28 protein-coding genes are annotated in these 26,445 nt (G+C 39.0%); 9 read left to right on the top strand and 19 right to left on the bottom strand.

The features are described 5' to 3' along the window. Positions 1–17: 17 nt before the first annotated feature. Positions 18–221, bottom strand: coding sequence for a fimbrial adhesin EcpD family protein (locus tag NBG71_RS18945; RefSeq protein WP_498049651.1), 204 nt, complete (start codon positions 219–221; stop codon positions 18–20). A 254-nt stretch (positions 222–475) separates the two neighbouring features. Beyond that, the gene (tet(H), locus tag NBG71_RS13625) at positions 476–1,678 is read right to left on the bottom strand and encodes a tetracycline efflux MFS transporter Tet(H) (RefSeq protein WP_156734035.1); all 1,203 of its coding nucleotides are present in this window, start codon (positions 1,676–1,678) and stop codon (positions 476–478) included. A 92-nt stretch (positions 1,679–1,770) separates the two neighbouring features. On the opposite strand from tet(H), the gene tetR(H) reads away from it, so the two are divergent. Beyond that, entirely contained in the window at positions 1,771–2,394 is a 624-nt protein-coding gene (gene tetR(H), locus NBG71_RS13620) for a tetracycline resistance transcriptional repressor TetR(H) (RefSeq protein ID WP_109419706.1), read from the top strand. A gap of 2 nt (positions 2,395–2,396) precedes the next feature. On the opposite strand, the gene NBG71_RS13615 is transcribed toward tetR(H), so the two are convergent. Together NBG71_RS13615 and NBG71_RS13610 are read right to left on the bottom strand one after the other, a co-directional pair. Further along, complete coding sequence (locus NBG71_RS13615) at positions 2,397–3,341, bottom strand: diacylglycerol kinase catalytic domain-containing protein (RefSeq protein WP_075672669.1); 945 nt, start codon at positions 3,339–3,341, stop codon at positions 2,397–2,399. Then, positions 3,341–4,360, bottom strand: coding sequence for an SPFH domain-containing protein (locus NBG71_RS13610; RefSeq protein WP_211838167.1), 1,020 nt, complete (start codon positions 4,358–4,360; stop codon positions 3,341–3,343). The genes NBG71_RS13615 and NBG71_RS13610 overlap by 1 nt, the downstream gene beginning before the upstream one ends. A gap of 153 nt (positions 4,361–4,513) precedes the next feature. On the opposite strand from NBG71_RS13610, the gene NBG71_RS13605 reads away from it, so the two are divergent. Then, on the top strand, positions 4,514–5,227 hold the full coding sequence (locus NBG71_RS13605; RefSeq protein ID WP_075672716.1) for an NUDIX hydrolase: 714 nt from the start codon (positions 4,514–4,516) through the stop codon (positions 5,225–5,227). Between the two features lie 12 nt (positions 5,228–5,239). On the opposite strand, the gene aes is transcribed toward NBG71_RS13605, so the two are convergent. Further along, the gene (aes, locus tag NBG71_RS13600) at positions 5,240–6,208 is read right to left on the bottom strand and encodes an acetyl esterase (protein WP_075672667.1); all 969 of its coding nucleotides are present in this window, start codon (positions 6,206–6,208) and stop codon (positions 5,240–5,242) included. 257 nt (positions 6,209–6,465) lie between these two features. On the opposite strand from aes, the gene NBG71_RS13595 reads away from it, so the two are divergent. Further along, on the top strand, positions 6,466–6,903 hold the full coding sequence (locus NBG71_RS13595) for a TonB family protein (RefSeq protein WP_250916930.1): 438 nt from the start codon (positions 6,466–6,468) through the stop codon (positions 6,901–6,903). A 64-nt stretch (positions 6,904–6,967) separates the two neighbouring features. Here the strand turns inward: NBG71_RS13595 and NBG71_RS13590 are convergent, their stop codons facing one another. The 12 genes from NBG71_RS13590 to NBG71_RS13535 form a co-directional block, all read right to left on the bottom strand. Beyond that, entirely contained in the window at positions 6,968–8,467 is a 1,500-nt protein-coding gene (locus NBG71_RS13590) for a helix-hairpin-helix domain-containing protein (protein ID WP_250916929.1), read from the bottom strand. Positions 8,468–8,494: 27 nt separating this feature from the next. Further along, positions 8,495–9,991: a PP2C family serine/threonine-protein phosphatase gene (locus tag NBG71_RS13585; RefSeq protein WP_075672664.1), complete on the bottom strand. Its 1,497-nt coding sequence runs from the start codon at positions 9,989–9,991 to the stop codon at positions 8,495–8,497. Further along, the gene (locus NBG71_RS13580) at positions 9,991–11,031 is read right to left on the bottom strand and encodes a TerY-C metal binding domain-containing protein (protein WP_075672663.1); all 1,041 of its coding nucleotides are present in this window, start codon (positions 11,029–11,031) and stop codon (positions 9,991–9,993) included. The genes NBG71_RS13585 and NBG71_RS13580 overlap by 1 nt, the downstream gene beginning before the upstream one ends. A gap of 105 nt (positions 11,032–11,136) precedes the next feature. Beyond that, complete coding sequence (locus tag NBG71_RS13575; protein WP_075672662.1) at positions 11,137–11,775, bottom strand: vWA domain-containing protein; 639 nt, start codon at positions 11,773–11,775, stop codon at positions 11,137–11,139. After that, on the bottom strand, positions 11,775–12,416 hold the full coding sequence (locus tag NBG71_RS13570; RefSeq protein WP_075672661.1) for a TerD family protein: 642 nt from the start codon (positions 12,414–12,416) through the stop codon (positions 11,775–11,777). The genes NBG71_RS13575 and NBG71_RS13570 overlap by 1 nt, the downstream gene beginning before the upstream one ends. A 17-nt stretch (positions 12,417–12,433) precedes the next feature. Then, a complete protein-coding gene (locus tag NBG71_RS13565) occupies positions 12,434–13,072 on the bottom strand; it encodes a vWA domain-containing protein (protein ID WP_075672660.1) in 639 nt (212 codons plus the stop codon). Positions 13,073–13,596: 524 nt separating this feature from the next. Continuing rightward, the gene (locus NBG71_RS13560) at positions 13,597–14,088 is read right to left on the bottom strand and encodes a tellurium resistance protein TerW (RefSeq protein WP_075672873.1); all 492 of its coding nucleotides are present in this window, start codon (positions 14,086–14,088) and stop codon (positions 13,597–13,599) included. Positions 14,089–14,373: 285 nt separating this feature from the next. Next, the gene (locus NBG71_RS13555; protein WP_250916928.1) at positions 14,374–15,318 is read right to left on the bottom strand and encodes an HpcH/HpaI aldolase/citrate lyase family protein; all 945 of its coding nucleotides are present in this window, start codon (positions 15,316–15,318) and stop codon (positions 14,374–14,376) included. Further along, entirely contained in the window at positions 15,318–16,394 is a 1,077-nt protein-coding gene (locus NBG71_RS13550) for a cysteine protease StiP family protein (RefSeq protein WP_099660225.1), read from the bottom strand. Before NBG71_RS13550 ends, NBG71_RS13555 begins: the two co-directional genes overlap by 1 nt. Before the next feature lie 2 nt (positions 16,395–16,396). Further along, positions 16,397–17,167, bottom strand: coding sequence for an HAD family hydrolase (locus tag NBG71_RS13545; RefSeq protein WP_250916927.1), 771 nt, complete (start codon positions 17,165–17,167; stop codon positions 16,397–16,399). Further along, positions 17,160–18,308, bottom strand: coding sequence for a phosphoribosyltransferase domain-containing protein (locus NBG71_RS13540; protein ID WP_425355733.1), 1,149 nt, complete (start codon positions 18,306–18,308; stop codon positions 17,160–17,162). Before NBG71_RS13540 ends, NBG71_RS13545 begins: the two co-directional genes overlap by 8 nt. A 2-nt stretch (positions 18,309–18,310) precedes the next feature. Continuing rightward, the gene (locus NBG71_RS13535) at positions 18,311–19,378 is read right to left on the bottom strand and encodes an ATP-grasp domain-containing protein (protein ID WP_109419697.1); all 1,068 of its coding nucleotides are present in this window, start codon (positions 19,376–19,378) and stop codon (positions 18,311–18,313) included. A gap of 323 nt (positions 19,379–19,701) precedes the next feature. On the opposite strand from NBG71_RS13535, the gene NBG71_RS13530 reads away from it, so the two are divergent. The 6 genes from NBG71_RS13530 (at position 19,702) to NBG71_RS13505 (ending at position 24,305) form a co-directional block, all read left to right on the top strand. Continuing rightward, complete coding sequence (locus tag NBG71_RS13530) at positions 19,702–20,286, top strand: TerD family protein (RefSeq protein WP_072064329.1); 585 nt, start codon at positions 19,702–19,704, stop codon at positions 20,284–20,286. Further along, positions 20,287–21,465 (top strand): TerD family protein, encoded by a 1,179-nt coding sequence (locus tag NBG71_RS13525; protein WP_250916926.1) that lies wholly within the window; start codon positions 20,287–20,289, stop codon positions 21,463–21,465. A gap of 25 nt (positions 21,466–21,490) precedes the next feature. Continuing rightward, entirely contained in the window at positions 21,491–21,946 is a 456-nt protein-coding gene (locus NBG71_RS13520) for a tellurite resistance TerB family protein (protein WP_075672880.1), read from the top strand. Between the two features lie 31 nt (positions 21,947–21,977). Next, positions 21,978–23,018 carry a TerC/Alx family metal homeostasis membrane protein gene (locus NBG71_RS13515; protein ID WP_075672881.1) on the top strand — a complete coding sequence of 347 codons (1,041 nt, stop codon included), beginning with the start codon at positions 21,978–21,980 and terminating at the stop codon, positions 23,016–23,018. 53 nt (positions 23,019–23,071) lie between these two features. Next, entirely contained in the window at positions 23,072–23,650 is a 579-nt protein-coding gene (locus NBG71_RS13510) for a TerD family protein (protein WP_072070083.1), read from the top strand. 79 nt (positions 23,651–23,729) lie between these two features. Continuing rightward, complete coding sequence (locus tag NBG71_RS13505) at positions 23,730–24,305, top strand: TerD family protein (protein ID WP_075672883.1); 576 nt, start codon at positions 23,730–23,732, stop codon at positions 24,303–24,305. Positions 24,306–24,370: 65 nt separating this feature from the next. Here the strand turns inward: NBG71_RS13505 and NBG71_RS13500 are convergent, their stop codons facing one another. Further along, positions 24,371–25,051, bottom strand: a complete 681-nt coding sequence (locus tag NBG71_RS13500) for an HAD family hydrolase (protein WP_250916925.1) — start codon at positions 25,049–25,051, stop codon at positions 24,371–24,373. Positions 25,052–25,266: 215 nt separating this feature from the next. Further along, entirely contained in the window at positions 25,267–26,442 is a 1,176-nt protein-coding gene (locus NBG71_RS13495) for a fimbrial protein (protein ID WP_219495429.1), read from the bottom strand. Positions 26,443–26,445: the final 3 nt, after the last annotated feature.

The raw sequence follows: 26,445 nt of genomic DNA, 5'->3' as shown, positions 1-26,445 counted from the left end.
GGATGCTCTTATTTTACTTAGTGAATGTCAGTTCCTGACCATTCTGCAAATACATTAACATAACCCCGAGCTTCTACTACACCAATCCAGTCTTCACCTTCCATTGAGAAAAGAGAAGCACTTTCATTCATAGGGAAGGTTAATTGTAAATCGGTACGATAGAAATTACCTTCTAACTGATAAGGGCAATCTCTATATGTTCGCCAGCAACGGTTACCAATAAATGGCGTAATAATAGAAGTATTTCTCTAATAAATTGATTCTATTTAAAGTGATATTAAAGGTTAAAATAAATAATCTATTTTAAAACTAGTTTATATTTTATTTTTTCCTATGAGCTGTTCGTATAACTTCAATAGAAATATTCAGTAATTAGAATAAGATAATCCTAGAGAAAAGTGACTTATTAATTGCGATAAAAATAAAGCCCTATCAATGATATAAACACGAGATAAGGCTTTTATGATTTTTAGTATTAAGGTACTGAGGTAATCGTTTGGGGAGTTGTTTTTCTTTGGTGAAAATAAGCAGTAATAAGCAACATGGCATAAAATATGGCCCCCATCAGCCATAACAGGCCATCCCAATAAGCGATGCTATAACGATAAATAAAGGCAAATAAGAGAGGACCAATGATCCCGGTAATATTGGTGAGACTCACCAGCGTACCTTGTAATTTTCCTTGCACATTATCATCTACAGATTTTGATAAATAGCCTTGTAATGCGGGTTGCCCCATACCTCCAGCGGCTAAGCAAATTAATGCTGGCAAGATAACCCAAACTTGGCCTATCCACGCTAATAATAAACAGCCCATCATATCAATAGACATACTGATCATAATGGTGGTTTTTTCGCCCCATTTCTGTGCCAATTTCCCGGCGACAACCGCCTGAAAGAAAATATGTAATACACCCAAAACCGCCAAAGACATACCGACAGAGGTTGTGTTCCAATCAAAACGGTATTGTGTAAACAACACCCAGATGGTAGCTGGAATTTGCCCGATAAGTTGGATAATAAAATAGGCTGCTAACCAAAAGTAGAGGCTTTTCTTAATAAAACCAGTGACTGTATTTGATGCTGTTTGGTTTTCAGGTGTGCTATCGGCAACAGGTGCTTCTCTTTTTTGTGTTTCACGGAAAAAGAGCAAAGAGAGTATTAATAATATTGAGTGTGAAATAGCGGCAAAGATAAATGGCGTATGAGCACTGATGTCACCTAATAATCCCCCTAGCATTGGACCAATAATAAGACCAACACCAAAAGCACCACCTAAGAAACCAAAATAGCGAGTTCGATTTTTAGCGGGAGTCACATCGCTCATCGCCGATGCACATACGGCACCTGTTGCGCCAGTGATCCCCGCAATGATGCGCCCAATATAGAGCATCCAAAGTGTGGTTGATAATGCCATTAAAAGATAGTCGAGTGCCGCGCCTAAAAGGGAAAACAGCAAGATGGGTTTTCTGCCGTATTTATCAGACAGTCGTCCTAGAATAGGAGCAAAAATAACCTGCATGGTAGCATAGAGCGCTAATAGCACTCCGTAATGGGTTGCCAGTGAATTTTCACTGACAAATTCATTTAATAGCGTAGGGAGTACTGGCATGATAAGCCCAATGCCAATGGCATCTAATACGGTGATCAGCAGTATAATAATAATTGATTTATTCATTGAGATCCTAAAAAATCTATCAGTGATAGAGTGGGTGTAAAATATCTCTATCACTGATAGATTGTCAAGACTATTTTATTCTGAGGTAGGTAATGGCAAAGCTAGATAAAGAACAAGTTATTGATAATGCGTTAATTTTACTTAATGAAGTTGGTATTGAAGGGTTAACAACACGTAAATTGGCGCAAAAAATAGGTGTTGAGCAACCTACATTGTATTGGCATGTAAAAAATAAACGCGCTTTGTTAGATGCATTAGCAGAAACTATTTTGCAAAAGCATCATCATCATGTTTTGCCATTACCGAATGAAACATGGCAGGATTTTTTGAGAAATAACGCGAAAAGCTTTCGCCAAGCCTTATTAATGTATCGTGATGGTGGCAAAATTCATGCAGGAACACGTCCCTCTGAAAGCCAATTTGAGACATCAGAACAGCAACTACAGTTTTTGTGTGATGCCGGGTTTAGTCTATCCCAAGCTGTGTATGCATTGAGCTCTATTGCGCATTTTACATTAGGCTCGGTACTGGAAACCCAAGAGCATCAAGAAAGCCAAAAAGAGCGTGAAAAAATAGAGACGGATATTGTTGCCTATCCGCCATTATTAACCCAAGCCGTTGCAATTATGGATAGTGATAATGGTGATGCTGCATTTTTGTTTGTCCTTGATGTGATGATCTCTGGACTTGAAACAGTATTAAAGAGCGCTAAATAAATCTAAATTCGCTGACGTCCTTTTTGGCTAATTAATTGCCCTTGTATGTCAGCGATACCAATGTGGGCAATGCAACCTGCATTAAATTGTAAATAGTCATCTTCGATGCCATCAGAGAAAATTACGCCATTTTCTGGCATCAAAGATCCTAATTGCAGTGGTGAATCAGGTTCAATAGTGCCAAAAGTTAGTGCAACACCTGTCGTTCTACTTGGAAACGGCTCTCTTACACTAAATTGTAGCTTTCGTTCACTCCAACTAAAACCTTGTAACAGAGGGTGTGAAGCTTCCCCTGTAATTGCCATCGCACCAGCAAGAATAGATTGAAACCAGCCCGTCGATCCCAATCCTGTTGACACAATAATGCCTGATGAAGATTGCACTTCTTCAGTGCCATTCCATTGCAAAATATACCGTGCGGAAGTGTGGCTTTTAGGGCCAATAAATAAGTCATTAACCGCTAATAAGGATTGACCATCATTGGTTGTCGCTTGTGCAAAAGTGACCGTTTTAAAGGGCATTTTTTTATTTATGGTATTAATAACTGTCTCTTTTAATTGCCCTATTTCAAAGGGTAATAATTTACCATCCCATCTTGAAGGATCAGGATTTATGGCAATGATAGGCTGTCCATTGAGGTATTTCAGCGTATTGGCAACAAGCCCATCTTGACCAATCACCACCACAATATCGCGAGGTGAGAATTGATAGCTAGGTAATAAGCCTCTTTCTAAAAGTTGAAATCGTCCTAATGATTTTAAAATCAGCTCAGCTTCTGTGAGTTGCTTTTGATATAAATTGTGTTCATTGAGGTAATCCTTTACCTCAACATTGTTGTGTTCTAAATAGAATTTGGCTTGTGACCAAGTATTAAAGCGCTCAATTAATTCCTGTAAGCGACTTTTTCTCATCACCAGCACAAAGCGAAAATCTTCGTTACGTTGCATTATTTACTGCCTTTTTTCATAAATTGGCTAAATAAATCAGGTGTGATATTTAACTCGCCGATTTTTCCTGAATTCAGTGCTAAGGTTTCAAATGCCATTGCCATTAATTGTTGTGAGTCCATTTTTGCTAATGCCATTGCTTTTAGGTTCTCAACGGGCAATTCACGATAAGCACGCATGGTAGCTTCAATAGCATAAGCATCCGCTTCTGATTGTGTTCGCTGATTTTCAGCACTTAACGCGACCAGTTCTTTGCGTTTTGCTTCCGCATTAACTTTGGCTTCAAGGCGTTCTTTTTCAATCTCAGCTTGTTCGCGTAGTAATGTACGTTCGTTTTCTAAACGTGCTTCTTCAATCTCTTGGCGTTTACGTTGAACAGATAAATCGGTTTCTAATTCAGCCTCTTTAATGGTGCGCTCTTGTTCTACTGAGAATTTACGACGAGCATAAATGGCATCATCGGCTTCTTTCAGTAAGGATTCTCTCGCTTCAGCTTCGAGTGCTTTTAAGGTTTCTGGCGATGGTGTGATTGCCGCAATAGAAACATCTAAAATCGCAATACCTAATGCCTCTAATGAGGGATGTTCAATTAATTGTTCCATCACTAAAGTCACTAATGATTGGCTAAGTAATAACGCTTCTCTAAGCGGTGTACTTTGGATCTTTGCTTGAATTAAGGTTTGTGCAATACGTACAACACGATCACTGAGTTTGAGTGGATCTTCAGAGGCATACGATTTGCCATTTTTGCTTAAGTTAAAGTTGAGTACTTCTGCGGCTTTTTCAGGTACTTTAACCTGAAATGAGATTTGTCCTTGAATGCGTAACCCCTGAAAATCCGAGGTTTGGAAGTTAAAAATAAAAGGTGCTTCTTGAGCGTTTAAAGGTAATGCCACAATGGAGGTTGTGGCGGAGTTATACCAAAAACTCAAGCCTTTACCTTGTTGGCGAACGTTACCATTGACGGATTTGATAATGAATGTTGATGAATCAGCTTTAAAGTAATTTAAGTTAAACATAGTGTCTCTCCAGTTAGTGTCCTTATGACAATAACTGGATTGTGTCCTATCGACACTATGCTTGTCAACTGATTTAGTGTCTTTATGACAAAATTTGATTTTTTGCTGTTTAGGCTTAAAATAGTTTCATCGTCTTCTAATAAAACTTACGCCATGAATGAACAAGATTTTTTAGCCAGTTATAACCGTCGTGATTTCCTATCACCCCTGATCACTGTTGATTCCGTACTATTTACTTACCATGAAGAGCAGTTAAAAGTGTTGTTGGTGAAAAGAGGAGAGCATCCTGAAAAAGGAAAATGGGGTTTACCCGGTGGATTTGTCGACGAAGTGCAAGATAAATGCCTTGAAGATACGGTGCTAAGAAAATTAAAAGAGAAAACGGGCGTGATCCCCCCTTATATTGAGCAACTCTGTTCAGTGGGAAATAGCCAGCGTGATGTAAGAGGTTGGTCGGTGACGGTTTGTTATACCGCGTTGATTGCACATCAAGCCTGTGAAGCGCATATAGATACCGTGGATTCGGTGATGTGGTGTCCTATTGATGAGATTGCACAACAGAGCTTAGCGTTTGATCACCATGAATTAATTGTTCAAGCAAGAGAGCGATTAAAGCAAAAATCACTCTATTCGATTGTTCCCGGATTTGCATTACCTGAAGAGTTTACCTTGCCAGAGTTACAGCATGTTCATGAAATTTTGATTGGGAAAGAGATCCAGAAAAAATCATTTAGACGACGCATCGAACAAGCCGATTTATTAATTGATACTGGAGAAAAACGCGCAGAAAGAGGACGCCCTGCAAGTCTGTATCGACTCAAAGAAGCGTCTGCGGATTATCGTTTTATTCGAAACCTTGAGTTTTAATAGGCTGACGTTTTACAAAGCGAGTTGTTTGACAAAGTAGTGAGCGCCATCTCGAATGGCGTCATCAGCCACTTTCATCATACGTGAGTAGTGTAAAAAGGCATGTAATGTGCCTGGATACATTTTATATTCACAGGCTAATTGATGGGTTTCTAAGGTTTTAAATAGTGTCACACTATCATCAATAAGTGGGTCATATTGTGCACTGGCGATAAAGCAAGGCGGAATATCTTGTGTTAAATCGTTATTAAATAAGCAATAATAAGGTGCATCGCGACTGCCAAGTGCGGTTAGATATGCATTATCATATTCTTCTAGATCTTGCTGGCGCAATCCATCCCATTCTCCCCCATAAAGGCGACGGCTGGTGGAATCGCGTAATCCATATAATCCATACCAAAGCAAAACAGCACTGATATTTCCACAGTGAATTTGTTTATCGCGTAGCCACAATACAGTAGCAAGAGATAACATTGCACCCGCAGAATCACCCGCAAAACCAATATATTGTGTATTGATATCATAGTGTTTTGCATTTTGATGATAATACTGACAAACCTGTGCCGATTCATCGATAGCTTGGGGATAGCGAGCTTCGGGTGACAATGAATAGTCAATACCAATAACGGCACAACCGGTATAGCAGGCAAGCAGTCGCATAATGCGATCGTGAGTATCTAAATTTCCTAAAATAAACCCACCGCCATGCAGATAATAGAGTGTCGCGGGTGTTTTTTGTTTGGGTTTATAAAGACGCGTTAATACACTTCCATAAGAAGTACTCACCGAAATATCTTGTATGCTAAACATCTCTGGTGCATCCGCATTCCAATAACGCCTATCTTGATTATAAGCAAGACGCATTGATGGATAATCATCATTTTCTGGCGCAGGTTGCGGATTATCTGCATAAAATTGCATAACTTGCTTCATCTCTGGCGAAATAAGTTCTAGCACATTGATTTTATTTTTAGTTTTCATTTATGCCTCCAATTATCACTGTGGGGTATTGTAAATAATGAGGCTTAATAAACTGGGATCTTGATATCCAATATTGAACGTTAGCGCGAAATGGAAGGAGTGAGAGGTAAATATGTGATCTGACTTGGATTTAAATAAAATGGCAAAAATAGGATTAATTGCACAGTTTTTCTTAACTAAACATAGATCTGAGAATAGAAATGATTATGATATGTGTTATTGTGTTTTAATACTTAATCTTATTTTAGAAACGAAAAATGAAAATAAAATTAGCTATTTTAAGTTTATTTTGTAGCACCATTTTACTAAATGGATGTGCTACTCAATCAATACAGCCGGATGCTCAATCTAATTTGTTATTGAAAACAAAATTAGCCGATGAACCAGAGAAAATGACTGAAAGTGAAATAAAAGAGTCAAATCTTACGGTTAAAAATTATCCTAAGAATTTATCACATCCATTACCTACTTATCCTGTAAAAGCGGCTACTCAAGGCATTGAAGGTGGATTAAAGGCGAAATTTGATGTTGATGAAAATGGGCATGTACAAAATATTAGGCTGTTAGATTCCCCTTTAGTGGATGTTTTTGGTTTGTCACTTATTCATGCTATGGAACAATGGCGCTATGAAACAGGAAAACCAGCAAAAGATTTAAATTTAGTTATAGAATTTAAGCTTGGAGCTCAAGATTAAATTTAATACCATAAAAAAAGAGAATAACCCGCCAATAAATTAAACGGATTATTCTCTTACTTTATTAATTTGACACTAGTTGCACCACAACCAGTCGCCCACCTTCTTCTGTCGATAACACAAATTGCAATCCATCGGTTAACGCAATTTTATCGCCAATTGCTATCTGCTTTTTCTCTGGCAATACCATTAATCCATCAATACGCTCATTAACAAGCCACCATGTTGAATTGTGATAAACAAAATAACCTACACGCTTTTTCTGTTCATCAGTGGTGCGTTCATTAGGTGCAATAAGACGATTAACATGCCAAGGAAACAGTGATTGATTACTCCAAACCATTAAGCGGTGATCGTCGGGTCTAAAACTACCAGCTTTACGTGAAGAGTAGAGATTTAAAATCGGCAATTGCCCTTTATATGGTGTATGACAATAAGGACAAACAGGCTGAGTCTTTCCTGAAAAAACATACCATTGCTGTTCACAATCTTTGTTCTGACAAGGTTGAACTAAGTCTACCGTTTTGACTAAAGCGGTTTCCCATTCATCTGCGGTAGGGCGTTGTGAAGGATCGTGTAACCCTGTAATAAAGGCTCTTTCAAAAAGAGGCGTTAGGTACGGCCCCATAATCGTGTATGGGATTTTTTCAGGATCTGCCCAAGGGAGAGATGACGGTTTTACCTGATTCAATTTGACCGCATTACTACGATCGGTTGGATGCTCAATAAACAGCGCTTTTTCACCCATAGACAGTGTTTCATCACGCATTTCATCATCAAGATCGTGAATTTTGCCGCCACGTAATGGATGACGATAAAACAGATACATATAGATTAATACGGCGAGCGCGTGTCTATCGGTCGTAATGCTTGGCAAGATACGGTTAGGATCTTCTTTCGGTAAATGACTGGTTTTTACCACTTCTGGTGCAATAAAATCAGGTGTTCCCACAACATCAGGTGGGTATTTACCGGGAACCACTAAACCATCAATATCAATGACACAAGCATGACCTTGCTCAGGATCAATAAGGACGTTTTTATAGCTTAAATCACTATGGCATAAGCCTGCTGCATGCATTCGGCGAACGGCTCGAGAGAGCAATAAACAAACTTTCAGATAATTTAATAGATTGCCTCTTTCGCGAGGATCGAGAAATTTATTTTGGTTGTTGGCACTTGCAAACCATTTACCTTCTTTTTCTCGACCTTTTATCGCCAAAAAGTCATTATTTTTAGAACCATATTTAAAGAAAAAATGGGATTGATAAGTCGGAACAACAATACCAATTTTGCCTTGATGTTCGACAACATCTGTTGGCCAACAAAATAGGTTTTTCCAATATTCTCCGCCACTTTGCTCAAAGATATTATGTCGATAAGAGCCTGTGATCATATCGATTCTCTCTTTGGCTTGTGCATTCTGTTTTGTTTTATAGAAGGCAACAACATAGCTTCGGTCAGGGGAAAAATAGACATCTTTCATTGAGCCAGAGCCAATAATTTCATTGACGTACTGAACTGTTTTTCCACTTTGCGTTGTACAGGTAATGATCTTTGACATGAAATTCACCCATTCTCTCTTTTATGATTACCAGGCCACAACCAGAGTGCGGTCATCGTGATTGCCTGCTGAAAAGAAATTCAGCCATTCAGCCAATGCTTTATCTGCATTTTCAGGAGAAGCTAAACAAGGCGATATTTCATCAATGAGTGCAGCCCATTTATTGGGATCTTGTAAGCCATTATCTGTTTCAAATACAGGATCAGACACCCCGTCCGTCATTAAAATAAGATGTGAAATTTCTTTCCACTTACCAATAATAATGCGTCGATTAAACTCAGCATCGTTGAGTGCACTATCATCAAGAAAACGGGTTTGTCCTGCATATTCACCACTATCAGGAATACCTAAAATGCGCACTTTTCCGGCGGGTCCATAAGCCGCAATTGCACCATCTCCCATCCAAAATGAGGCAGCAAATAACTCATCATTGATACGCAAAGAAACCGTGGCTAATAACGTAGTCGAAAAAGATTTTACCGGTTCATTAATATGAATGGCTTCGTTTTTGAGGTTATTAACTGCCAATTGTGCTGCATTACGAAAGAGTTGAGCAAAGAAGTTTCCTACTTTATTAATGGCATTATTGTCATTCCATTGATGGATGGCTTCAAGATGAGGTTTAAACGCTTCATTCCCCTCACTTAGCTGTGATTTTAAATAGTGGCTTACGGTATTGATAGCAATGCGTGAACCTTCACGAGAATAGCGTGCACTACCCGCACCATCTGCGACAATTAAAATATTCCACTGGCTTTGCTCATCGTGGTGAATATAAAAATCATCATCACGGAATGTGCCTGCATGTTCATGAGAGCGACCGCGACGGCTAGCACCTGCAATACGAATATCTTCTTCAAGAATAAGTTTGCTATCTATATGTGCTTTGGGATAAGGGCTGTCTGCGGGAGGCTCGTTGATTTGCCATAAGCTACGGGGATCAGGATTGATGATTAATAAGACGTCATTGTGATAGCGAGTGCTATTAACAGACCAATGGACAACCAATGTGAAATTGCCACTTTTTGTTGGCATACCTACTAAGCAACGACTTTCAGGATCAAAACTTATTCCAAGTGCTTCAGGGAAATTAACCGCTTCAATTTCGGCAATTTCGAGGGTATCTAGCTCGATATTGAGCGTGGAGTTAAATGCGGTACCTACTTTGGCATTAGAGAGGGTAATTTTTGCCGTAGGACGTTGAATAATCGGTTTTTCTGTTGGCATTGGCGATGAGTGTGTTGGAATTTGTCCCGGTTTTAATAGGCTCTCTTCTGGCAACGATGTTTCTTCAGAGGCTAAATCGCGGGCTGGTGGTAATAACAGAAGAATAGGTTGTGCTTTGTCTTGCGTTGTTATTTTTTCTGCTGTTTTTGTTTTGATTCTATCAATAATAAAATCAATATGTTGAGCGATTTCCATATCTTCATACAGCGCAATAACCAACTCTTCATGTACAGGAATACGCTGTTGTGTCAGTGTGTCATCAATAATCAGTTTTGTGAGTAGGGCTTTTTTATCCATTAGCCTTTACCTCGTGTGACATCAAAGTCAGATTGATTGCTGTTATCCCCAAAGGTGATGTTGTTATCACACCAAGGGCAAATAACGGTTTCAGGGCCATTTACACAGAGCAATTTGCCACATTGGCAAACGGCAAAAGCAGTGGCATTGCCACAATAAGGACAACCTGGAGTGCCATGAAGTTCACTGGTATTAACTTGATATGCGGTGGCGCTGAGATCACTCCATGCAAAGTAATCTTCATTTAAGGTGTAGCAACCCGTTAAGTTAAAGCCATTAAGATTAAGATTAAAATCCAGCCCTGAAGCTTTCATGGGAGGCCGTTCATATTTCATTAAATAAGGTGAGCGTGTGTGGCTACAACGACCGACAAAAGTGACACAAGATTCATCATAAGCACGCGCGACATCATCTTTTGCAAGACGAACAATATGCTCTGTTTGACTTAAAAGTGGTGGTGGCTCTTCGCCAACACTTCGGCTATGAGAAACCACTGACATCGTTATCCATTTAATAAAACGAGTAAAATCGCCTTCTTGTGCTTCGGTAAATAACAGTACATTTTCAGTTAATTGCGACAGTACATGTAAGTCTGCACTTAAGCCTAATCCAATCGCAATTAAGTTAACTTTGTTGGCGTAGTGATCTTTCCAGCGCTTGATCTCTTGTGCGTAATCATCGGTAGGCCTGCCATCTGTTAAAAGGTAAACGACAGGCTTCCAATCGCCTTTTTGCTCAAGCGTGGTTTTTCTTACTTGAGTGTCGATTTGGTGAGAAAGTTCTCGTAATGCACTGCCTAATGAAGTGCCTCCTCCTAATGGTAGTTGTGGTGGGTAAAAAGAGACGACTTCAGTGAGTGGAACAATCGTTTTTGCAACACCAGCAAAGGCGATAATAGAAACATAAGCAGTTTCAAGGGCGTGTGGATCACGCCGTAGATCGCTAATAATAGTGGTTAGACCGTCATTCATCTTTTTTAGGTTTTCACCAATCATCGATTCTGAACAATCTAAAACAAAGAAAATGGGTAGCCTTCTCATTGTTGCACCTTATCACTTTATTGTGGCTGTTATGTATTGTGATGAATAAACCAAAGCCTGAATAAAATAAAAGCAAAGCCTTTTGAAGCGCTTTGCTTTTGCGGATCACAGTACCAGTTGGATTTCAGGAGGTGGTGGCGGTAGGGTATCTTTATCCGTATTCACGCCTGCACTTGAACTGCCGGATGCAACACTGGCAGAAACCCATTTAAAGAAGCCAGAGAAGGCATTGGAGTCTAGCGTTTCTAAAGCCACTACTTGAGATGTGAGTTCTTTAAGGTGATCGTGTTTGGCTTTCGGGCCAACAGCACAAGCGATGATCGAACCAAATGAACGTTTTTTCACTTCTTTAATCGCTTCACCATAGGCGTAAGCATCTGAAGGTGTGCCATCAGTCATTAAAAAGACGAGGGGACGCCAGTCACCTTTTTGGTCACCATCAGAGCGTTTAATATCACGATCGACACACTTGATTAAACACTCCAGCGCTGCACCCGTAAAAGTACCGCCAGAACTCGGCACAGTGATATCAGAGAATTGGAAATCTTCTAATGCGGTTAATGGGATAAATTCGCGTGCCTCATTATCATAGGTAATGATGGAGATATGCACACTTTCTAATGCGTAAGGATCTTGTCTCAATGCATTAAGCATTGTTTGTATCCCTACGTTAACTGCATGAATAGATTCACCTCTCATTGATCCTGAAGTATCAATTAATAGGTAAACGGGAAGTCTTCTCATTAGGTGAAGTCCTTTAAGTAAGAAATGAAGCTATCTGAACTTGAAGGCTCGCCAATGGCGTTAAGTTTCCAGCCATTTTCTTCTCTGACTAATTCAGCAAACAGCATTGAACGTTGGTTGTTGAAGGCTTCACCTCCAGATAAATCAAAACGAGCCATTTCGATATTTTGGGCATCAACAGCGCGGATAAAGGCGTTTTGTACTTTACCGAAGTGTTGTTGTAGCTCTCGACCATTGTAAATCTGAACAATAAAGACAATTTTGGTAAATTTAGGATCAAGAGTGTTTAATTTCACGATGATCTGCTCATCGTCTCCATCGCCTGCGCCGGTTCGGTTATCACCCGTTAACCAAATCTGTCCAGATTTGTGTTGTAAGCTATTAAAGAAAATAATATCGCCATTGACGAGGGAAGGTTGCCCGCCTTCAATTTGTCCCAAATCGTTAACTTTACCGTTTTCGCCACATAAAAAGGCGATAACATCTAAATCGTATTCTTCACTTTTTTTACCAAAAAGCCCACCAAGAAATCCGCGTTTTTCTTCATTGATATCCCAGCCTAAACCGATAGTGACAGAGGAAAGGTCATATTCATTTTTCTTTAAACTAACACCTTGTCCTTTTTTTAAACTAACAGACATATTCATTCCTTTTTTATTTAAAGTACAACGTTAACCTCAGGAGGTGGCGGTGGTAAGTCATCAAGATCACTAATATCTTTCTTTGTTAAATCGACCTTTTGACTACCGACAGAAATACTGGCTGAAACCCACTTAAAGAATGACTTAATGGTGTTAGAGTCCGCAGTATCTAGCTGTAATACAATTTCGGTGATATTTTTGAGCACATCAGTTTGTGCTGCTCGTCCTGCCGCACACGCAATAACAACACCCGTGCGTGCCGCTTTAAATTTCTCAACGCCTTTTTTCCAATCGTCTGTGGGGGCGCCATCTGTCATCACAAAAACTAATGGGCGCCAATCGCCTTTTGTTTCAGCTGTGGTTTTTTGTACTTCTTTTTCAATACGACTAGAAACTAAAGTTAGCGCTGAACCTAATGCAGTTGTTCCACTTGCGACTAAATCAGGTACTTTAAAATTAATTAAATCAGTGAGTGGCACAATCTGTTGTGCGGTTGAATCAAAGGTGATGATAGAAATATAAGCAGTTTCTAATGCGTAAGGATCTTGGCGTAGTGTTGATAAGAGCATTTCAACGCCATTTTTTACTGCTGCAATAGGTTCTCCATACATAGAACCTGATGTATCAAGTAAAAGGTAAACTGGCAATCTTCTCATGCATTTATCCTGTGAGTGAGATAGAAATAAGCGATTAATATACTAACCGACTCATGAAGGTGTTTAATTGAGATAATGCTTAGTTTAATTAAATTAGGGAAAAAACGCAGTGATGATTGTCCAATATTATTAATCTGAATAAAGATAATTTGAAAAGTAAAATAAAAGAGTAATTAAGCTGTCTTTCACTCTTAAATTGAGTGGCTAAGTGATTTAATTTTATTAAAGAAAATATTTTTTATTATGCCATCACAATAAGAATGATGCTAAATGATTGACTTATAATGACTAGGTATAAATACTATTTAATTAAAAACAATAAAAATTATGAAAAAATAATTAATTCAAAATGTTAGCGTATTGGTGAATTCTATTTTTAACGTAATTTAAAATAGAATAAGATTAATATTTAATATATAAATTAAATTTATTAAATAGGTTTTTATATATATATTTTTCATTTTTATTGCCTTATGAAAAATAACTTGATACCGAAGTATCAAGTCACTTTTTATTATCTATTTTTAATTCTTTTTTTCTTTTTCTTTCTCGGCTATTTCAGCAAGTGTTGATTGAATTAAATTTTCAATATAGTGATCAACTAATAATTCAACAGCTTCACTGCGTGTGGAATTCTTTAAATAAGATAATCTATCAATCTTACGTAATGCCGACATTTTTAATGAAAGTGAAACTGATTTTTTCTTATCTTTATCGAGATAAACTCGGCTTGTCATTCCATTGTGGCGAAGATCTTCACTGGCAGATAATGCCTCACGCATACGGCGTAATGCTTTACTATCGAGTTGACCTCGTTCAGTCATTTGATATGCGCGAGAAGCTTTGCTGTACTTTATTTCAGCGCCATAAGAATCTCTTATCTCTTTTAAAACGCGCGTTAACGTAGGCTCTGAGCATTCAAGAGCGGAAATAATCTTAATGGTTGGAACCTTTTTTCCTGAGCTTAAAAGGGTTGCCAGTGTAAAGACTCTGACCTGTCGAGTGCTTAATTGCATGCTTAGTTACCACTTATTATGTCATTCGTGTGTTAAAATATTCAGCAATCATTTCTATTATTCTTGTTCTTTGTTGACAAGGATAAATAAAATAAGCTTCCTATTAAATGTAGTATAAATTAATAATTGAAATAAAAAATATATACTTTTTTTTAAATAAAAAGTTTGCGTTACTCTTATAAGTTCTAGTTAAAGATAACATGCTTTAACTAGACACTTATAAATCGATATCAATATAAGATAATTATTTTATCTCATAGAGATTACTGCCCGTTATAAAGTATTTTATGTTGCGTTAAAACGTTGAGCATTATTTTGTTGGTTAGGAATAATGCCATAAATTTTAGCTCTAGTTAAAATACTTAATGCCCAACGACGATGTGTTGCCGGTTCACACATTGCACCTTGTGATTTAAAGACGGCTTGTGTTGAATTTAAAATACGCAACGCATCTGAATGATCAGATTGAGGCACCATGAGTGCTTGTTCAATTTTATGAATTTGCTTTGGATGAATTGCCGTTTTACCAACAAGGCCATTGGCAATATCAAGTGCCAGCTCTTTATCCATAATATGATGATCATCAATATGCTCACAAACAGGCGCAGTAAGGGCGAACTGGCGAGCACCAAAGACAGCAACCAACATTTTTATCACGTAACCCATTGGGCCATCATAAAGTGTTAATTGGCGATTACGTCTAAGAGAAATAACATTCATTAAATCATTGCCACCAATACGTAATGCGATAATTCTATTATGGCAAGGGTGAGTTAATAGATGGTTTGCAAGCTCTGTCATTTGAATAACATCAAACACTTCTTCTGTTTCAAGTGTTGGCATCATACATAAATGCGTATTTTCAATAATATTCCACCAAATTGGCAGAGAAGCTTGCGTGAATTTAGGCAAAACAAGACCATCGATAGCACTGACATCAAGGTTTTCAGTGATCCATTGACCCATTTCAGTGTGACGAGGGCGAATAAACAGTAGTGGCCAATGGCTACAATCACTGTTTTTTTTGTGTTCTGCTAAGGTATTTAATAACGTGGCCAAATTTTCTAACGCAACAGGAATATCGGCATCACTCACGGCATCTTCTAAACAGATAATTAAAGAGCGTAACCTTTCAATTTTCTGGTTGATGATTGTTGTTGCGATATCTGTTCGTGTTGCAGGCATATAAAGCGTTGCCCCTAAATTCCACGGGGATAATCGTTCAATCATTATTTCACCTTTTTAATGATAGTCACTGCACGATATTGACCAAGCGCTTGCCCTGCCTCAATAACAGCAATATTTTTTTCCTGCGCAAGATAAACCAGTAACGCAACATCAGGATCGGTTATTTCTCTTACAAGAACATGGTCAGGTACACGGCGTAAAACAGCGCGTGTGGCTTCAGCAATACCGGGTTTTATACGATTGATATTTGAAATATCATATTTGTTTGCAAGTGAACTAACGACGTTTTCGCTCAGCTTTTTTAAGTCTGATTGTTGTTCTTTAAATGTGGCGAGTGGAATATCGTTATCAATTAATGCATCAACGACTTTTCCAACAGTATCAACAAGGTAACGACTGCATTCATACTGTTTTAAATGTTGGCAATCCACAAAACCGTGAAAGCCTTTTTCAGTCCAAATTGAACGTGAAATTAATCCTGAAACAGGTGCACCCATGATCCCAAAAGGGATAAGCCAATCTTCATCGCTGGCACTTAACCATGCACAGCCACAAGGATCAGCAAGGACGACAAGACGAGGTTGAGGTGGATAACCTTTTCGTCCTGATAATGAACGAATAAGTTCACCTGTAATAGCGCCTTTTCCTGTCCATCCATCAACAAAAACAATACCTTCTGTACCATGGCGTTGTTCTATCCATGAAAGAGCTTCACTATCAATACCTCTATCTCGAATAATACTAATACCGTAGTGATAAGAGTTTTTTCCCATTTTACGCAATGTTTGTTGCAACATGACGCCTAAAGGAACACCTGCACGAACCAGGCTTGTTAGGATTATTGGGGTATCACCAAAGCGTTCAATCAGTGATTTAGCCAACATGATGACTTCAGTTGCTAAACGTGTTGCTCCTGTTTCCAGTGCTTTTTCAAAGAGATCTAAATGCCACGTTGTTGGCTCTGGCTCTTGGCTTAGCATGTCAGAATAGTGGAGTTTACCCGACTGTATCAGCTCTTCTTTTAACTCAACGGGTGTCATTTCTATATTCACCGGTTGAAGTAGGAAATCGACATCACCTGATACATAAGAGCCAGAAAATGGCTTATGATCCATCATGTTTATTCTCCAAAAATTTTTGTGTTAATCGCATCTGCAAATTGGCTTTGGCGAGGAAGCCCATACCAACTGCATAATTTCATAAAGCGATGATCACTAAGGCTGTCACCAAGTCCAATCACAGGGAAAACACCTCGCTCAGCTTTTAATTTATTGAGCAAATAGGTGACAGCTTTGCCTTTTTCGATAGGCTCGGGTAACCAAGCAATATTGTTGCTGTTGCGATGAATATAAAAACCGTCGGTTGAAAATGTTTTTTCTATTTCATCACCTATGGCGTATAGCTCGTCTAAGCGAGTGCTATCGTTATGCTTCATGACTAAATAAATAGGCAAATCACCATATTCATAATTAATACGTGCCCAACCATCAATATTTCTCTGTGCCATCAATTGTGTAACTGATTGTTGTAGCGTCAGCAAACGCTGTGTATAAGGCGATAAACTTTGAATGATATGGTTTTGCCATTGTGTATCTGCATTACCTTCAGGCGTTAAGATCACTGCACCATGTGTGGTGATCGCCCAAGAATGAAACGCAATGGTGACTCTGCTTATTTCTTCCGTTCCGCGCGCAGTAACTGGAATTAAATCTGCGTGCTCTAACATCCAATCGACAAGCATGGCTTGCTCTTGAGTCATAAAGCTACGGGGTTCTAAGCTTCTGTCGAGCGCACCGGTTTTATAGGGTTCTAGCGCTAACTCATCGACCATTTTACGGCGCGTTTGAAATAAGGTGTCGTCGAGATCAGTTAAAATAACAGGCTTAGTCATAACTGATTACCTCAACAATAGGGGCAACTTTATTGAGGGCTTCAATCAGTTGTTGGTCAATACTTTCGGCTGGTGTTTCACAACAAAGCAAAATGCGATCAAATTGTTGATGAGCCACGTTATAGACGAAGTTAGGAATACCTAAACCATAATTATCAGTAAATGTAATCGCTGATTGAATAGCAAAATTAGTTGAAATAGGTGAACGGGTTGTCGAGCTATATTTTACGATAGCACCTTGTTTTTCAAGACGTTCAGCGAGTAAGAACGGTTCCCAGACAAATTCTCCTGATCCTAAAACAAGGATCTTTTCACCCAAAGAAGCATTGATGGATAAGCCTAGATCGCTTGCCGGTGTTGTCATCCCTAATCGACCCCAGCTCTGTTTACCGGTGATCGCAACTTGCCCGGATGCAGTAATATTAACATTAGGCATAACAGGTAAAGGCGCATTCGGATCGGCATCCCATTGCCATTTCCCTTGAACTAAAGAGAGAGTCTTAATCGGTAATGGGGAGCGCTCAGCAATAGAATCACCACTCCAATCAGTCAAGGTTACAGCGATAACCTGCTCAATATGGGTTAATCCGCCTTCTTCACGTAGTGCTGAAAGCAGGTTAATAAAGGTATTACCCGTAGTGGCTTCATCATCAATTAATACAACCGTTTTTGCTTGTTGTACCCACTGGCGTTGCTCTGTTGTTTTAGGCAAATAGAGTAAGTGATCGGTCGCGTGGCTGTGATTTTCTTTAAATTCACACAGCAATTCACCCTGATCAACAGGATGACGTGTTGATGTTAAATAAATGGCTTTTTGATAGCGATTTCTCACTTCATCAAAAACGCCAGCACCTAAACCGACTGCGGTTTCTGCCATACCAATAAACAGAATAGGGCCTTCAAGTGAGTCAGGAAATTGACCGGCAAGCTTTTGATAGGTTTCACGCATTTTTTTCGGTGAAACAGGAATATGACGCCCCAATACTTTACTGACAAATAAAAATGCACGCTTAGGATTGCGTCTTTCTGCAATATCAAATAATTCATCAAGTAACTCAATAGGGCAATTTGGCGTCACACTTAATGTGCCACAAGAAAGAGGGCGACGATAAACGGATGAGTCACTCATACTATTTTTCATTATTAATTATTATCCGTACTGATTAAGTTTGTTAACGTTGAATTGAAAACAATAGAATCGGTGATTGAGCGTATTTTTGTTGGTGTAAAATGGTTATTTTGGGCTTGAGCCTCTTCAATACTCATTAATCCTAATTGGCGTAAAGCAAAAATACCTGCAAGGTTAATTCCACAATGTTGGGTATAACCAATACCACCAGAAGGGCGCATATTAATTTCAAGTAAGAGCGGGCGACCTTGATGATTATTTCGAGTCTGCACATTCACAAGCCCATCGGCTTTCATCGCTGTTGCGCACGCTTTACCTAATTCATAAGCCTCACCTGAAATTTCCAAATGCTGTATTGCACCCTCTTTGCGTCGAGCAACAGCGGCAATAACATTACCTTGCTCAACCACCATATCCACAGAGTATTCTGGACCCGGTAAATAAGGCATTAAGACTAAAGGTTCAAAACGTTCAACCGCTTTTAATGCATCAAGATATTGTTGAGGATTGACTTGGCGATTTTCTGGGTGATTAAACAGTGCCATCGGCGAAACTTGATTATCAAAACGCCAAAAACCCATGCCATAAATCCCTTTTACAGGTTTGATACATAAAGGAGTTTCACCAAAAGGAGGCTCTTTTATATGCTCTTTTAAGTCATCGATCGATTCAATGTAAATAGAAGGTACCGTGGGAAGTCCACATTGTTCCATTGCTTGTGCAAAGGCGACTTTATTATCAGCTAACTGAAGCTGTTCAAGTTGTGTGGCTCCGGTTGTTAATTTGACCCCCAACGACTCAATTTCTTGGCGATGTAATTCAAACCATGCGCTATTACGGCCCGTGTGAATGACACTCACTTGATGCTGTTTTATAACATCAGCGATAAATTTTAAGCGTAATGTCTCTTCAAGAGGTTCATAAAAAGCCCCATCAGCAAGCGATAAAATCTCATTTCGAGTATGACGATGAGATGCAAGCACAAAGATCTCTTGGTGCTGCTGTTTTGCAAAGTCTTTAACACTTTGAATTATATCGCGTTGTGATGATAAACCTTCCATAAACCAAATTGTGTTATTCATTACGCTGTATACCGTGAAATAAAAGTGTAGGGTTTGATGCCTATAATCATGAAGATTTCGAAGAACAGTGTCAATCATAATATGATTTATTTAAGTTAATTTTAAAATCGAGTGATTAATTACATTATTATTATTGTTTTCTTGTGCTTTTAACATTTATTACAATAAAAACATCATTAATATCAATTAATTGACAAAACTTTAAGTTTAAGTGAGAAAAATAGTCTTGCTCATGTACTTCATCATGATATGATGATTTTCATGATATGGATTTAATCACAAATGGCGTTATTGTTTCACTCTACCTCTGAAGGAATTTAATTATGGTTTCATTAAGCAAGAATCAAACAGTTTCTCTCAGTAAACAAGCACCTACACTGAGCCATTTAATGTTTGGTTTGGGCTGGGATCCGATTAAGAAAAAAGGATTATTAGGCGGTCTTTTTGGTGGTGGTGGTTCTATTGATTTAGATGCAAGTTGCGTATTGCTTGACGCAAGTGGCAATCAAATCGATACCATTTGGTTTAGAAAATTAAAATCAAGTTGTCAGTCAGTTATTCACTCTGGTGATAACTTAACAGGTGACGGTGATGGCGATGATGAAACAATTTTCGTTGATTTAGATCGTTTACCGACAAATGTTGAATATTTGGTATTCACAGTAAATAGTTTCCGTGGACAAACATTTAATGAAGTTGAAAACGCATTCTGCCGTGTTGTTGATAAAACAACTAACAAAGAGTTAGTCCGTTATACCTTAACAGAGCAAGGCTCTCATACAGGTATCGTGATTGCTTCTTTGCAACGTAATCATGGTCAATGGGATTTCACTGCGTTTGGTGCGCCTTGTAAAGGTCGTGTTATTAACGACATGATGCCTGATATTGTGGCTACGGTGGTGCGATAAATGAATATGACTCCAGGTGGGAACTTACCTGTTCCTAATCAAACATTAATCGTTAGAATTCAATCAGGTGCACCTGTTGATGTTTCTGCTTTTAGACTTTATGCGTCAGGTAAAGTGAATGGCGACTCCGATATGGTGTTTTATGGGCAAACTGCAAGTGATGATCGTACTGTTATTTATGCCACGACAGGTAACAGCACATCATTTACCATAGATTTAACCCGTTTACGTCCAGATGTTGAAAAAATTGCGTTTACGGCAACCTGTGATGGCCAGCAAACAATTGCAAATTTACAACGATTATCGATTCAAGTTGATGCTAATAACGAAGTTGTAGCGAACGGTAATGTTGATATTAACGGTCGTCCAGAAGCAGCATTAATTTTAGGTGAATTGTATCGTCGTAATGGTAGTTGGAAGTTCCGTTTTATTGCTCAAGGATTTAACGGCGGTTTAAAACCACTTGCTGAACATTTTGGTGTTGATATTGCAGATCCTGCTCCAACGCCAGCACCAGCACCAACACCGAAACCGGCGCCAGCTCCAACGCCAGCGCCAAGTTCGGTGAACTTGAGTAAGGTCTCTTTAACCAAAGAGAAACCAGCGATCAGCCTCACGAAGAAAGATGACTTCGGTAAAATTCGAATCAACCTTGATTGGCATCGTGAAAGCAAAAGCGGGGGCTCTGGGTTATTAGGTGGATTGTTCGGTGGCAATAAAGGTATCGACTTAGATATTGGTGCATTCGTCGAACTTCAACAAGGGCATAAATCTGTTATTCAGGCATTAGGAAACGGGTTTGGCGATTTTAATCGTATTCCTTATGTTGAATTACAAGGCGATGATCGCACCGGTGATGTTGCTGGTGGTGAATGGATCTTTGTGAATGGGCGTGAATGGAAAAATATCAAGCAAGTACTGATTTTCGCGTTTATTTATGAAGGTGTGCCGAATTGGAGCAAGACTGATGGTGTGGTCACTATTCATGTGCCAGATCAACCACCTATCGAAACACGCTTAACTGATGGTAATAATGGTCGTGGCATGTGTGCGATTGCCCGACTCGTTAATGAGAACGGATCAATAAAAGTTGAACGTCTCAATGAGTTTTTTAAAGGCCACCGTGATATGGATAATGCGTACGGGTGGGGGTTTCGCTGGACAGCGGGCTCTAAGTGATCAAATTGATATAAGGAAAAATAACATGAGTTTTTTTAACAAATTAAAAGAAGGTTTTAATACAGGCCGTTCTGAGTTAGCCAAGCAAGTTGGTCGCTTTAAAAATAAAAAATTTATGCAAGGTACTGTTGCGATTTGTGCACGTATCGCCATTGCTAGTGACGGTGTAAGTTCTGAAGAAAAACAGAAGATGCTTGGTTTTTTAAAAGCATCGGATGAACTTAAAGTATTTGATACTTCTGAAGTTATCGAATTCTTTAATAAGCTAATCCTGAGTTTCGAGTTTGATACCGAAGTCGGTAAAGGCGAAACCATGAAGTATATTCTGGCAATGAAAGATCAGCCAGAAGCTGCGCAATTAGCTATTCGTGTCGGTATTGCTGTTGCGAAAAGTGATGGTGATTTTGACAATGATGAAAAAGAAGCGGTGCGTGCTATTGCCATTGCATTAGGCTTTGAGCCCGCAGAATTTGGTTTGTAATTAATTTATAGGGAACCGTTCAGGAATTATTATGGTATCCACACATATTGGTTTTCCGACAGAAACTGTCATTGTCTTTGTAGTACTTGCGATTGGCGCTATTTTTATCGACTTATTTATGCATCGTGCAGATAAGCCGATAACGTTAAAGAATGCCATATTTTGGTCTATATTCTGGGTTGCCATTGCAATGGCATTTGCAGGATTCCTTTATATTCATCATGGTGCAGAAGTTGCGAGCTTATTCGTAACAGGTTATGCCTTAGAGAAAGTGCTTTCCGTTGATAACTTGTTTGTCATGATGGCGATTTTCTCTTGGTTTGCTGTACCTGACCGCTTCCGCCACCGCGTTCTTTATTGGGGTATCATCGGGGCCATCGTTTTCCGTGGGATCTTTGTTGCCATCGGTACAGGACTGTTAAGTTTAGGACCATATGTTGAGATTGTATTTGCCTTAATCGTTGCTTGGACGGCAGTTATGATGCTGAAAAGCGGTGATGATAGTGAAGAGATTGAAGACTATTCACAACATCTTGCTTATCGCTTAGTTAAACGATTTTTCCCTATATGGCCAAAAATCACAGGGCACGCTTTCGTATTAACACAAAAAGAAGTCGATGCTGAACTAGCAAAACCAGAAAACAAAGAAATTACTATCGGTCGTGGTACAAAAGCGGCGTTATATGCAACACCACTTATGCTGTGTGTGGCGGTTGTAGAGCTTTCCGATGTGATGTTTGCTTTCGACTCGGTTCCCGCTATTATCGCAGTAAGCCGTGAACCCCTTATTGTTTATAGTGCAATGATGTTCGCAATCTTAGGCTTACGTACGCTTTACTTCGTGTTAGAAGCGTTAAAACAGTATCTGATTTACCTTGAAAAAGCGGTTATTGTGTTGTTGTTCTTTATTGCTGCAAAACTGGGTTTAAATGCAACAGATCATATCTGGCAACATGGATACAGCATCTCCGCGACAACTAGCCTATTTGTTGTGCTAGGTGTTCTTGCTCTGGGTATTATCGCAAGTTTTGTATTCCCAGAGAAAAAAGATGATGAAGGTAAGACAAATTAATAAATATTCTTGAGAAATCAGAATATTAAAAACAAAACTAAAGAGGTTATAAAATGAGCGTTTCTCTTTCTAAAGGTGGTAATGTCTCTCTGAGCAAAGCAGCCCCAACGATGAAAAACGTCCTTGTCGGACTTGGTTGGGATGCCCGTTCTACAGATGGTCAAGATTTTGACTTAGATGCGTCTGTATTTCTGTTAGCTGCAAATGGAAAAGTGCGTAGCGATGCCGATTTCATTTTTTATAATAACTTAAGATCTGCTGATGGTTCTGTTGTTCACACTGGTGACAACCGTACCGGTGAAGGCGATGGTGATGATGAAGCGCTGAAAATCAAATTAGACATGATCCCGAATGATGTCGATAAGGTTATCTTCGTTGTGACTATCCATGATGCGCAAGCTCGTCGCCAAAGCTTTGGCCAGGTATCAGGTGCATTTATTCGTTTAGTTAATGATGACAACCAAATTGAAGTTGCTCGTTATGACTTAACTGAAGATGCATCAACAGAAACAGCAATGTTATTTGGTGAACTATATCGCCATAACGCGGAGTGGAAATTCCGTGCTGTTGGTCAGGGTTATGCAGGTGGTTTGGGTTCTGTTTGTGCTCAATACGGTATTAATGCCTCTTGATAGTCGATTTGTAAGACACTAAACGCTGGCAGTTATAAGATGTGATTGCCAGTTTATTCAATAAAGTAGGAGCTTTGATATGGCAGTTTCCCTCGTTAAAGGTGGTAATGTTTCTCTGACTAAAGAAGCACCAACAATGTCGGTTGCTATGGTTGGTCTAGGATGGGATGCCCGCGTGACTGATGGCGCAGAGTTTGATTTAGATGCGTCAGTGTTCATGGTAGGTGAAGATGGAAAAGTACTTTCAGACGCAAGTTTTATCTTCTTTAATAATAAAGTGAGTCAATGCGCAAGCGTTGAACACCAAGGAGATAACCGTACTGGGGAAGGCGATGGTGATGATGAGCAAGTAAAAATCACCTTATCAAAAGTCCCTGCTGAAGTGAAAAAACTGGTATTCGCAGTCACTATTTATGATGCAGAAAACCGTAAACAAAACTTTGGTATGGTCAGCAACAGTTTTATGCGCGTTTATAATAACGACAATAATACTGAAATTGCACGCTTTGATCTTTCTGAAGATGCATCAACAGAAACCGCAATGATCTTTGGTGAGTTATATCGCCATGGCGCAGAGTGGAAATTCAAAGCAGTTGGTCAAGGTTTTGCGGGTGGTTTAGGTGCGTTAGCAGCACAACACGGCGTAAATATCTAAGACTCTATTTAGCCCTCGCTTTTGCGGGGGCTATTTGTTTGTATCGATAAGAAAACAGTAAGCGATTAAGACTCTTTTTTTACGGTCACTTTAATTGGTGAATTTTTAGATTTACGACGACCGGTATGAAAGTGACGCCAATGAGGATCTTGCGCTGCAAACAGCAATTCATGATCACCACGAGAATCTCCCCAAGCCCTTAAATGGTATTGTGCTAAGTCCCCATATACTGCTTCTAATCGTTTTATTTTTTCACCACAACGACAGTTATTACCAATAATTTTACCAGTCAACTTTCCATCAACAACTTCAAGTGTTGTTCCTATCAGTTTAATGCCTAAGCGCTTGGCAAAAGGTTGTAATACCATAGCAGGTGATGCCGAGCAAATCGTCACTTCAGCATTGCTATTCACTTCTTCTGCAACAGCGAATAAGCCAGTAGGGCGCATCAATTTGGTCCAATAAAGTTCGCAAAATTCTTCTGCTTTTTCTTTTAACCATTGTTCATCAATATTGGTTAGAAAGGTTTTGATAAGCACTTCTTTTAGTTCATCACGAGTGAGCTTGCGTCTAAAGCAAAGTAATGTCGGTAATACCATTTTAATTAAACGGCGTGAGAATTTACGTTTACCAAAGGCGAATTTTAGAAAAGGAATAAAACTGTCGTGATAGGTTAGCGTGCCATCAAAATCAAACACTGATAACGTTTTTACGGTGTTTTTCGCGTTTTCAAATTGGGGTTGCATACAGGGTAAGGCTCCGTAAATCATCAGAGTTTGAAAAATATATTTTACTTATTATATCATTGTTCTAAAAATGAGATAGAGGTAGCCTTATTTATTGATAAATAATGATTTTTCTCATTTATAACGAGAAGTAGAGTAATGAGCCGTAAAAAACACCTCTTAGTGATTTAGGCTAAGAGGTGTGATTTTAGGCTGTTGGCAAACAGAATAAGGGATTAATAATATTCAATCATAAAGGTCGCTGCACCATTGGCGGAACCTGCGGATAATCGGTCATCAACACGAATATAGCGCGCTCGTAATGGAACACTCACGACCCCCGCTTTTTCAGTGATCGGCTGTGCAAAGGCGGTTGGCGTATTAAATTTAACAAAATCTTCACCGACATCACCAAATGCAAGTTGGATCCCTACACCTTTTGCTGCACCCGGTACATCATTTACTTTAAAAGTTCCCGGATATTCAGGAATAGTTGGATTAACAGGCTTTATTGTTACTCTTAGCTCATTAGGATCGCGTTCAGGAAAGGTTTGTTTAACTTCAGTTGAAATAATATTTCCTTTTCTTCCTGAATAATAACCTCTAAAAGCAGGACAATTGGTTAATATAATATCGGAATTTATCCATTTAGTTGTACTCCCTTTGGCTGGAAGTGTAGTTGTTTCATGAGAGCCAAGATTAACTGTATAATCTTGTGTTCGGCAGGTTGATGACATTACATTTACGTTACCCGTAATAAAGACATCAAAAAAAGTAAATGGAAAATCAGGTGCAATAACGTGATCAAGCCTTGTGTTTGGCATATGTATAGTAGTTTGATTACGCGCTGTAAATTGCGCATTGCCTGGTGTTATTGGACCTGTTTTAATCAAAACAAAAGATAGATAAGGTTTAGACCAGTAGTTAACAGAATTAACATTATCGCCAATAGTGGCTTTACTAAATTCACGCACTACTTCGCCTGACATATCTACACTTTCACCAATTTTCAAGGACCGATTTTTGTCCTTCATAGTATAAAATTGGATCCCAACTCCTGGTAAATTGGTCTGAAATACGTTACTTGGGAGCCCTGCTCCTACAACAGGAGTGCCGGATATAGAGAGCATTTTAGTTGATTCAGTCATAACAAATCGATAAACATCATCAAGATTTGAACGATCAGCACTACAGTTATAGCTATAATAGTATTGAGCTGTATCAACATAAGATTGGTAAATGACACTACCAACAGGAGCGTCAGGACCTAAAAAAACCGAACCACTTACAGTAATATGTAATTGTTGCGTTGGTTTATCTACTGTACATGTCACATCTGATTTAGCCATTACTTCCGCAACAGGGAAAAGTAGAAGTATTAAGGCTAATAAGTTTTTAATAATAGGCTTCATACT

This window comes from Proteus sp. FZP2095, from assembly GCF_023701425.1.
Taxonomy (GTDB): Bacteria; Pseudomonadota; Gammaproteobacteria; order Enterobacterales; family Enterobacteriaceae; genus Proteus; species Proteus cibarius.
Note: the sequence above shows the minus strand (reverse complement) of the source record. Positions and strands in the feature narration are given on the sequence as shown.

Coding starts and splice junctions, on each gene's coding strand:
- NBG71_RS13615 (WP_075672669.1), bottom strand. CDS start 3,341: ATGCAACGTAACGAAGATTTTCGCTTTGTGCTGGTGATGAGAAAAAGT.
- NBG71_RS13610 (WP_211838167.1), bottom strand. CDS start 4,360: ATGTTTAACTTAAATTACTTTAAAGCTGATTCATCAACATTCATTATC.
- NBG71_RS13605 (WP_075672716.1), top strand. CDS start 4,514: ATGAATGAACAAGATTTTTTAGCCAGTTATAACCGTCGTGATTTCCTA.
- aes (WP_075672667.1), bottom strand. CDS start 6,208: ATGAAAACTAAAAATAAAATCAATGTGCTAGAACTTATTTCGCCAGAG.
- NBG71_RS13595 (WP_250916930.1), top strand. CDS start 6,466: ATGAAAATAAAATTAGCTATTTTAAGTTTATTTTGTAGCACCATTTTA.
- NBG71_RS13590 (WP_250916929.1), bottom strand. CDS start 8,467: ATGTCAAAGATCATTACCTGTACAACGCAAAGTGGAAAAACAGTTCAG.
- NBG71_RS13585 (WP_075672664.1), bottom strand. CDS start 9,991: ATGGATAAAAAAGCCCTACTCACAAAACTGATTATTGATGACACACTG.
- NBG71_RS13580 (WP_075672663.1), bottom strand. CDS start 11,031: ATGAGAAGGCTACCCATTTTCTTTGTTTTAGATTGTTCAGAATCGATG.
- NBG71_RS13575 (WP_075672662.1), bottom strand. CDS start 11,775: ATGAGAAGACTTCCCGTTTACCTATTAATTGATACTTCAGGATCAATG.
- NBG71_RS13570 (WP_075672661.1), bottom strand. CDS start 12,416: ATGTCTGTTAGTTTAAAAAAAGGACAAGGTGTTAGTTTAAAGAAAAAT.
- NBG71_RS13565 (WP_075672660.1), bottom strand. CDS start 13,072: ATGAGAAGATTGCCAGTTTACCTTTTACTTGATACATCAGGTTCTATG.
- NBG71_RS13560 (WP_075672873.1), bottom strand. CDS start 14,088: ATGCAATTAAGCACTCGACAGGTCAGAGTCTTTACACTGGCAACCCTT.
- NBG71_RS13555 (WP_250916928.1), bottom strand. CDS start 15,318: ATGATTGAACGATTATCCCCGTGGAATTTAGGGGCAACGCTTTATATG.
- NBG71_RS13550 (WP_099660225.1), bottom strand. CDS start 16,394: ATGATGGATCATAAGCCATTTTCTGGCTCTTATGTATCAGGTGATGTC.
- NBG71_RS13545 (WP_250916927.1), bottom strand. CDS start 17,167: ATGACTAAGCCTGTTATTTTAACTGATCTCGACGACACCTTATTTCAA.
- NBG71_RS13540 (WP_425355733.1), bottom strand. CDS start 18,308: ATGAAAAATAGTATGAGTGACTCATCCGTTTATCGTCGCCCTCTTTCT.
- NBG71_RS13535 (WP_109419697.1), bottom strand. CDS start 19,378: ATGAATAACACAATTTGGTTTATGGAAGGTTTATCATCACAACGCGAT.
- NBG71_RS13530 (WP_072064329.1), top strand. CDS start 19,702: ATGGTTTCATTAAGCAAGAATCAAACAGTTTCTCTCAGTAAACAAGCA.
- NBG71_RS13525 (WP_250916926.1), top strand. CDS start 20,287: ATGAATATGACTCCAGGTGGGAACTTACCTGTTCCTAATCAAACATTA.
- NBG71_RS13520 (WP_075672880.1), top strand. CDS start 21,491: ATGAGTTTTTTTAACAAATTAAAAGAAGGTTTTAATACAGGCCGTTCT.
- NBG71_RS13515 (WP_075672881.1), top strand. CDS start 21,978: ATGGTATCCACACATATTGGTTTTCCGACAGAAACTGTCATTGTCTTT.
- NBG71_RS13510 (WP_072070083.1), top strand. CDS start 23,072: ATGAGCGTTTCTCTTTCTAAAGGTGGTAATGTCTCTCTGAGCAAAGCA.
- NBG71_RS13505 (WP_075672883.1), top strand. CDS start 23,730: ATGGCAGTTTCCCTCGTTAAAGGTGGTAATGTTTCTCTGACTAAAGAA.
- NBG71_RS13500 (WP_250916925.1), bottom strand. CDS start 25,051: ATGCAACCCCAATTTGAAAACGCGAAAAACACCGTAAAAACGTTATCA.
- NBG71_RS13495 (WP_219495429.1), bottom strand. CDS start 26,442: ATGAAGCCTATTATTAAAAACTTATTAGCCTTAATACTTCTACTTTTC.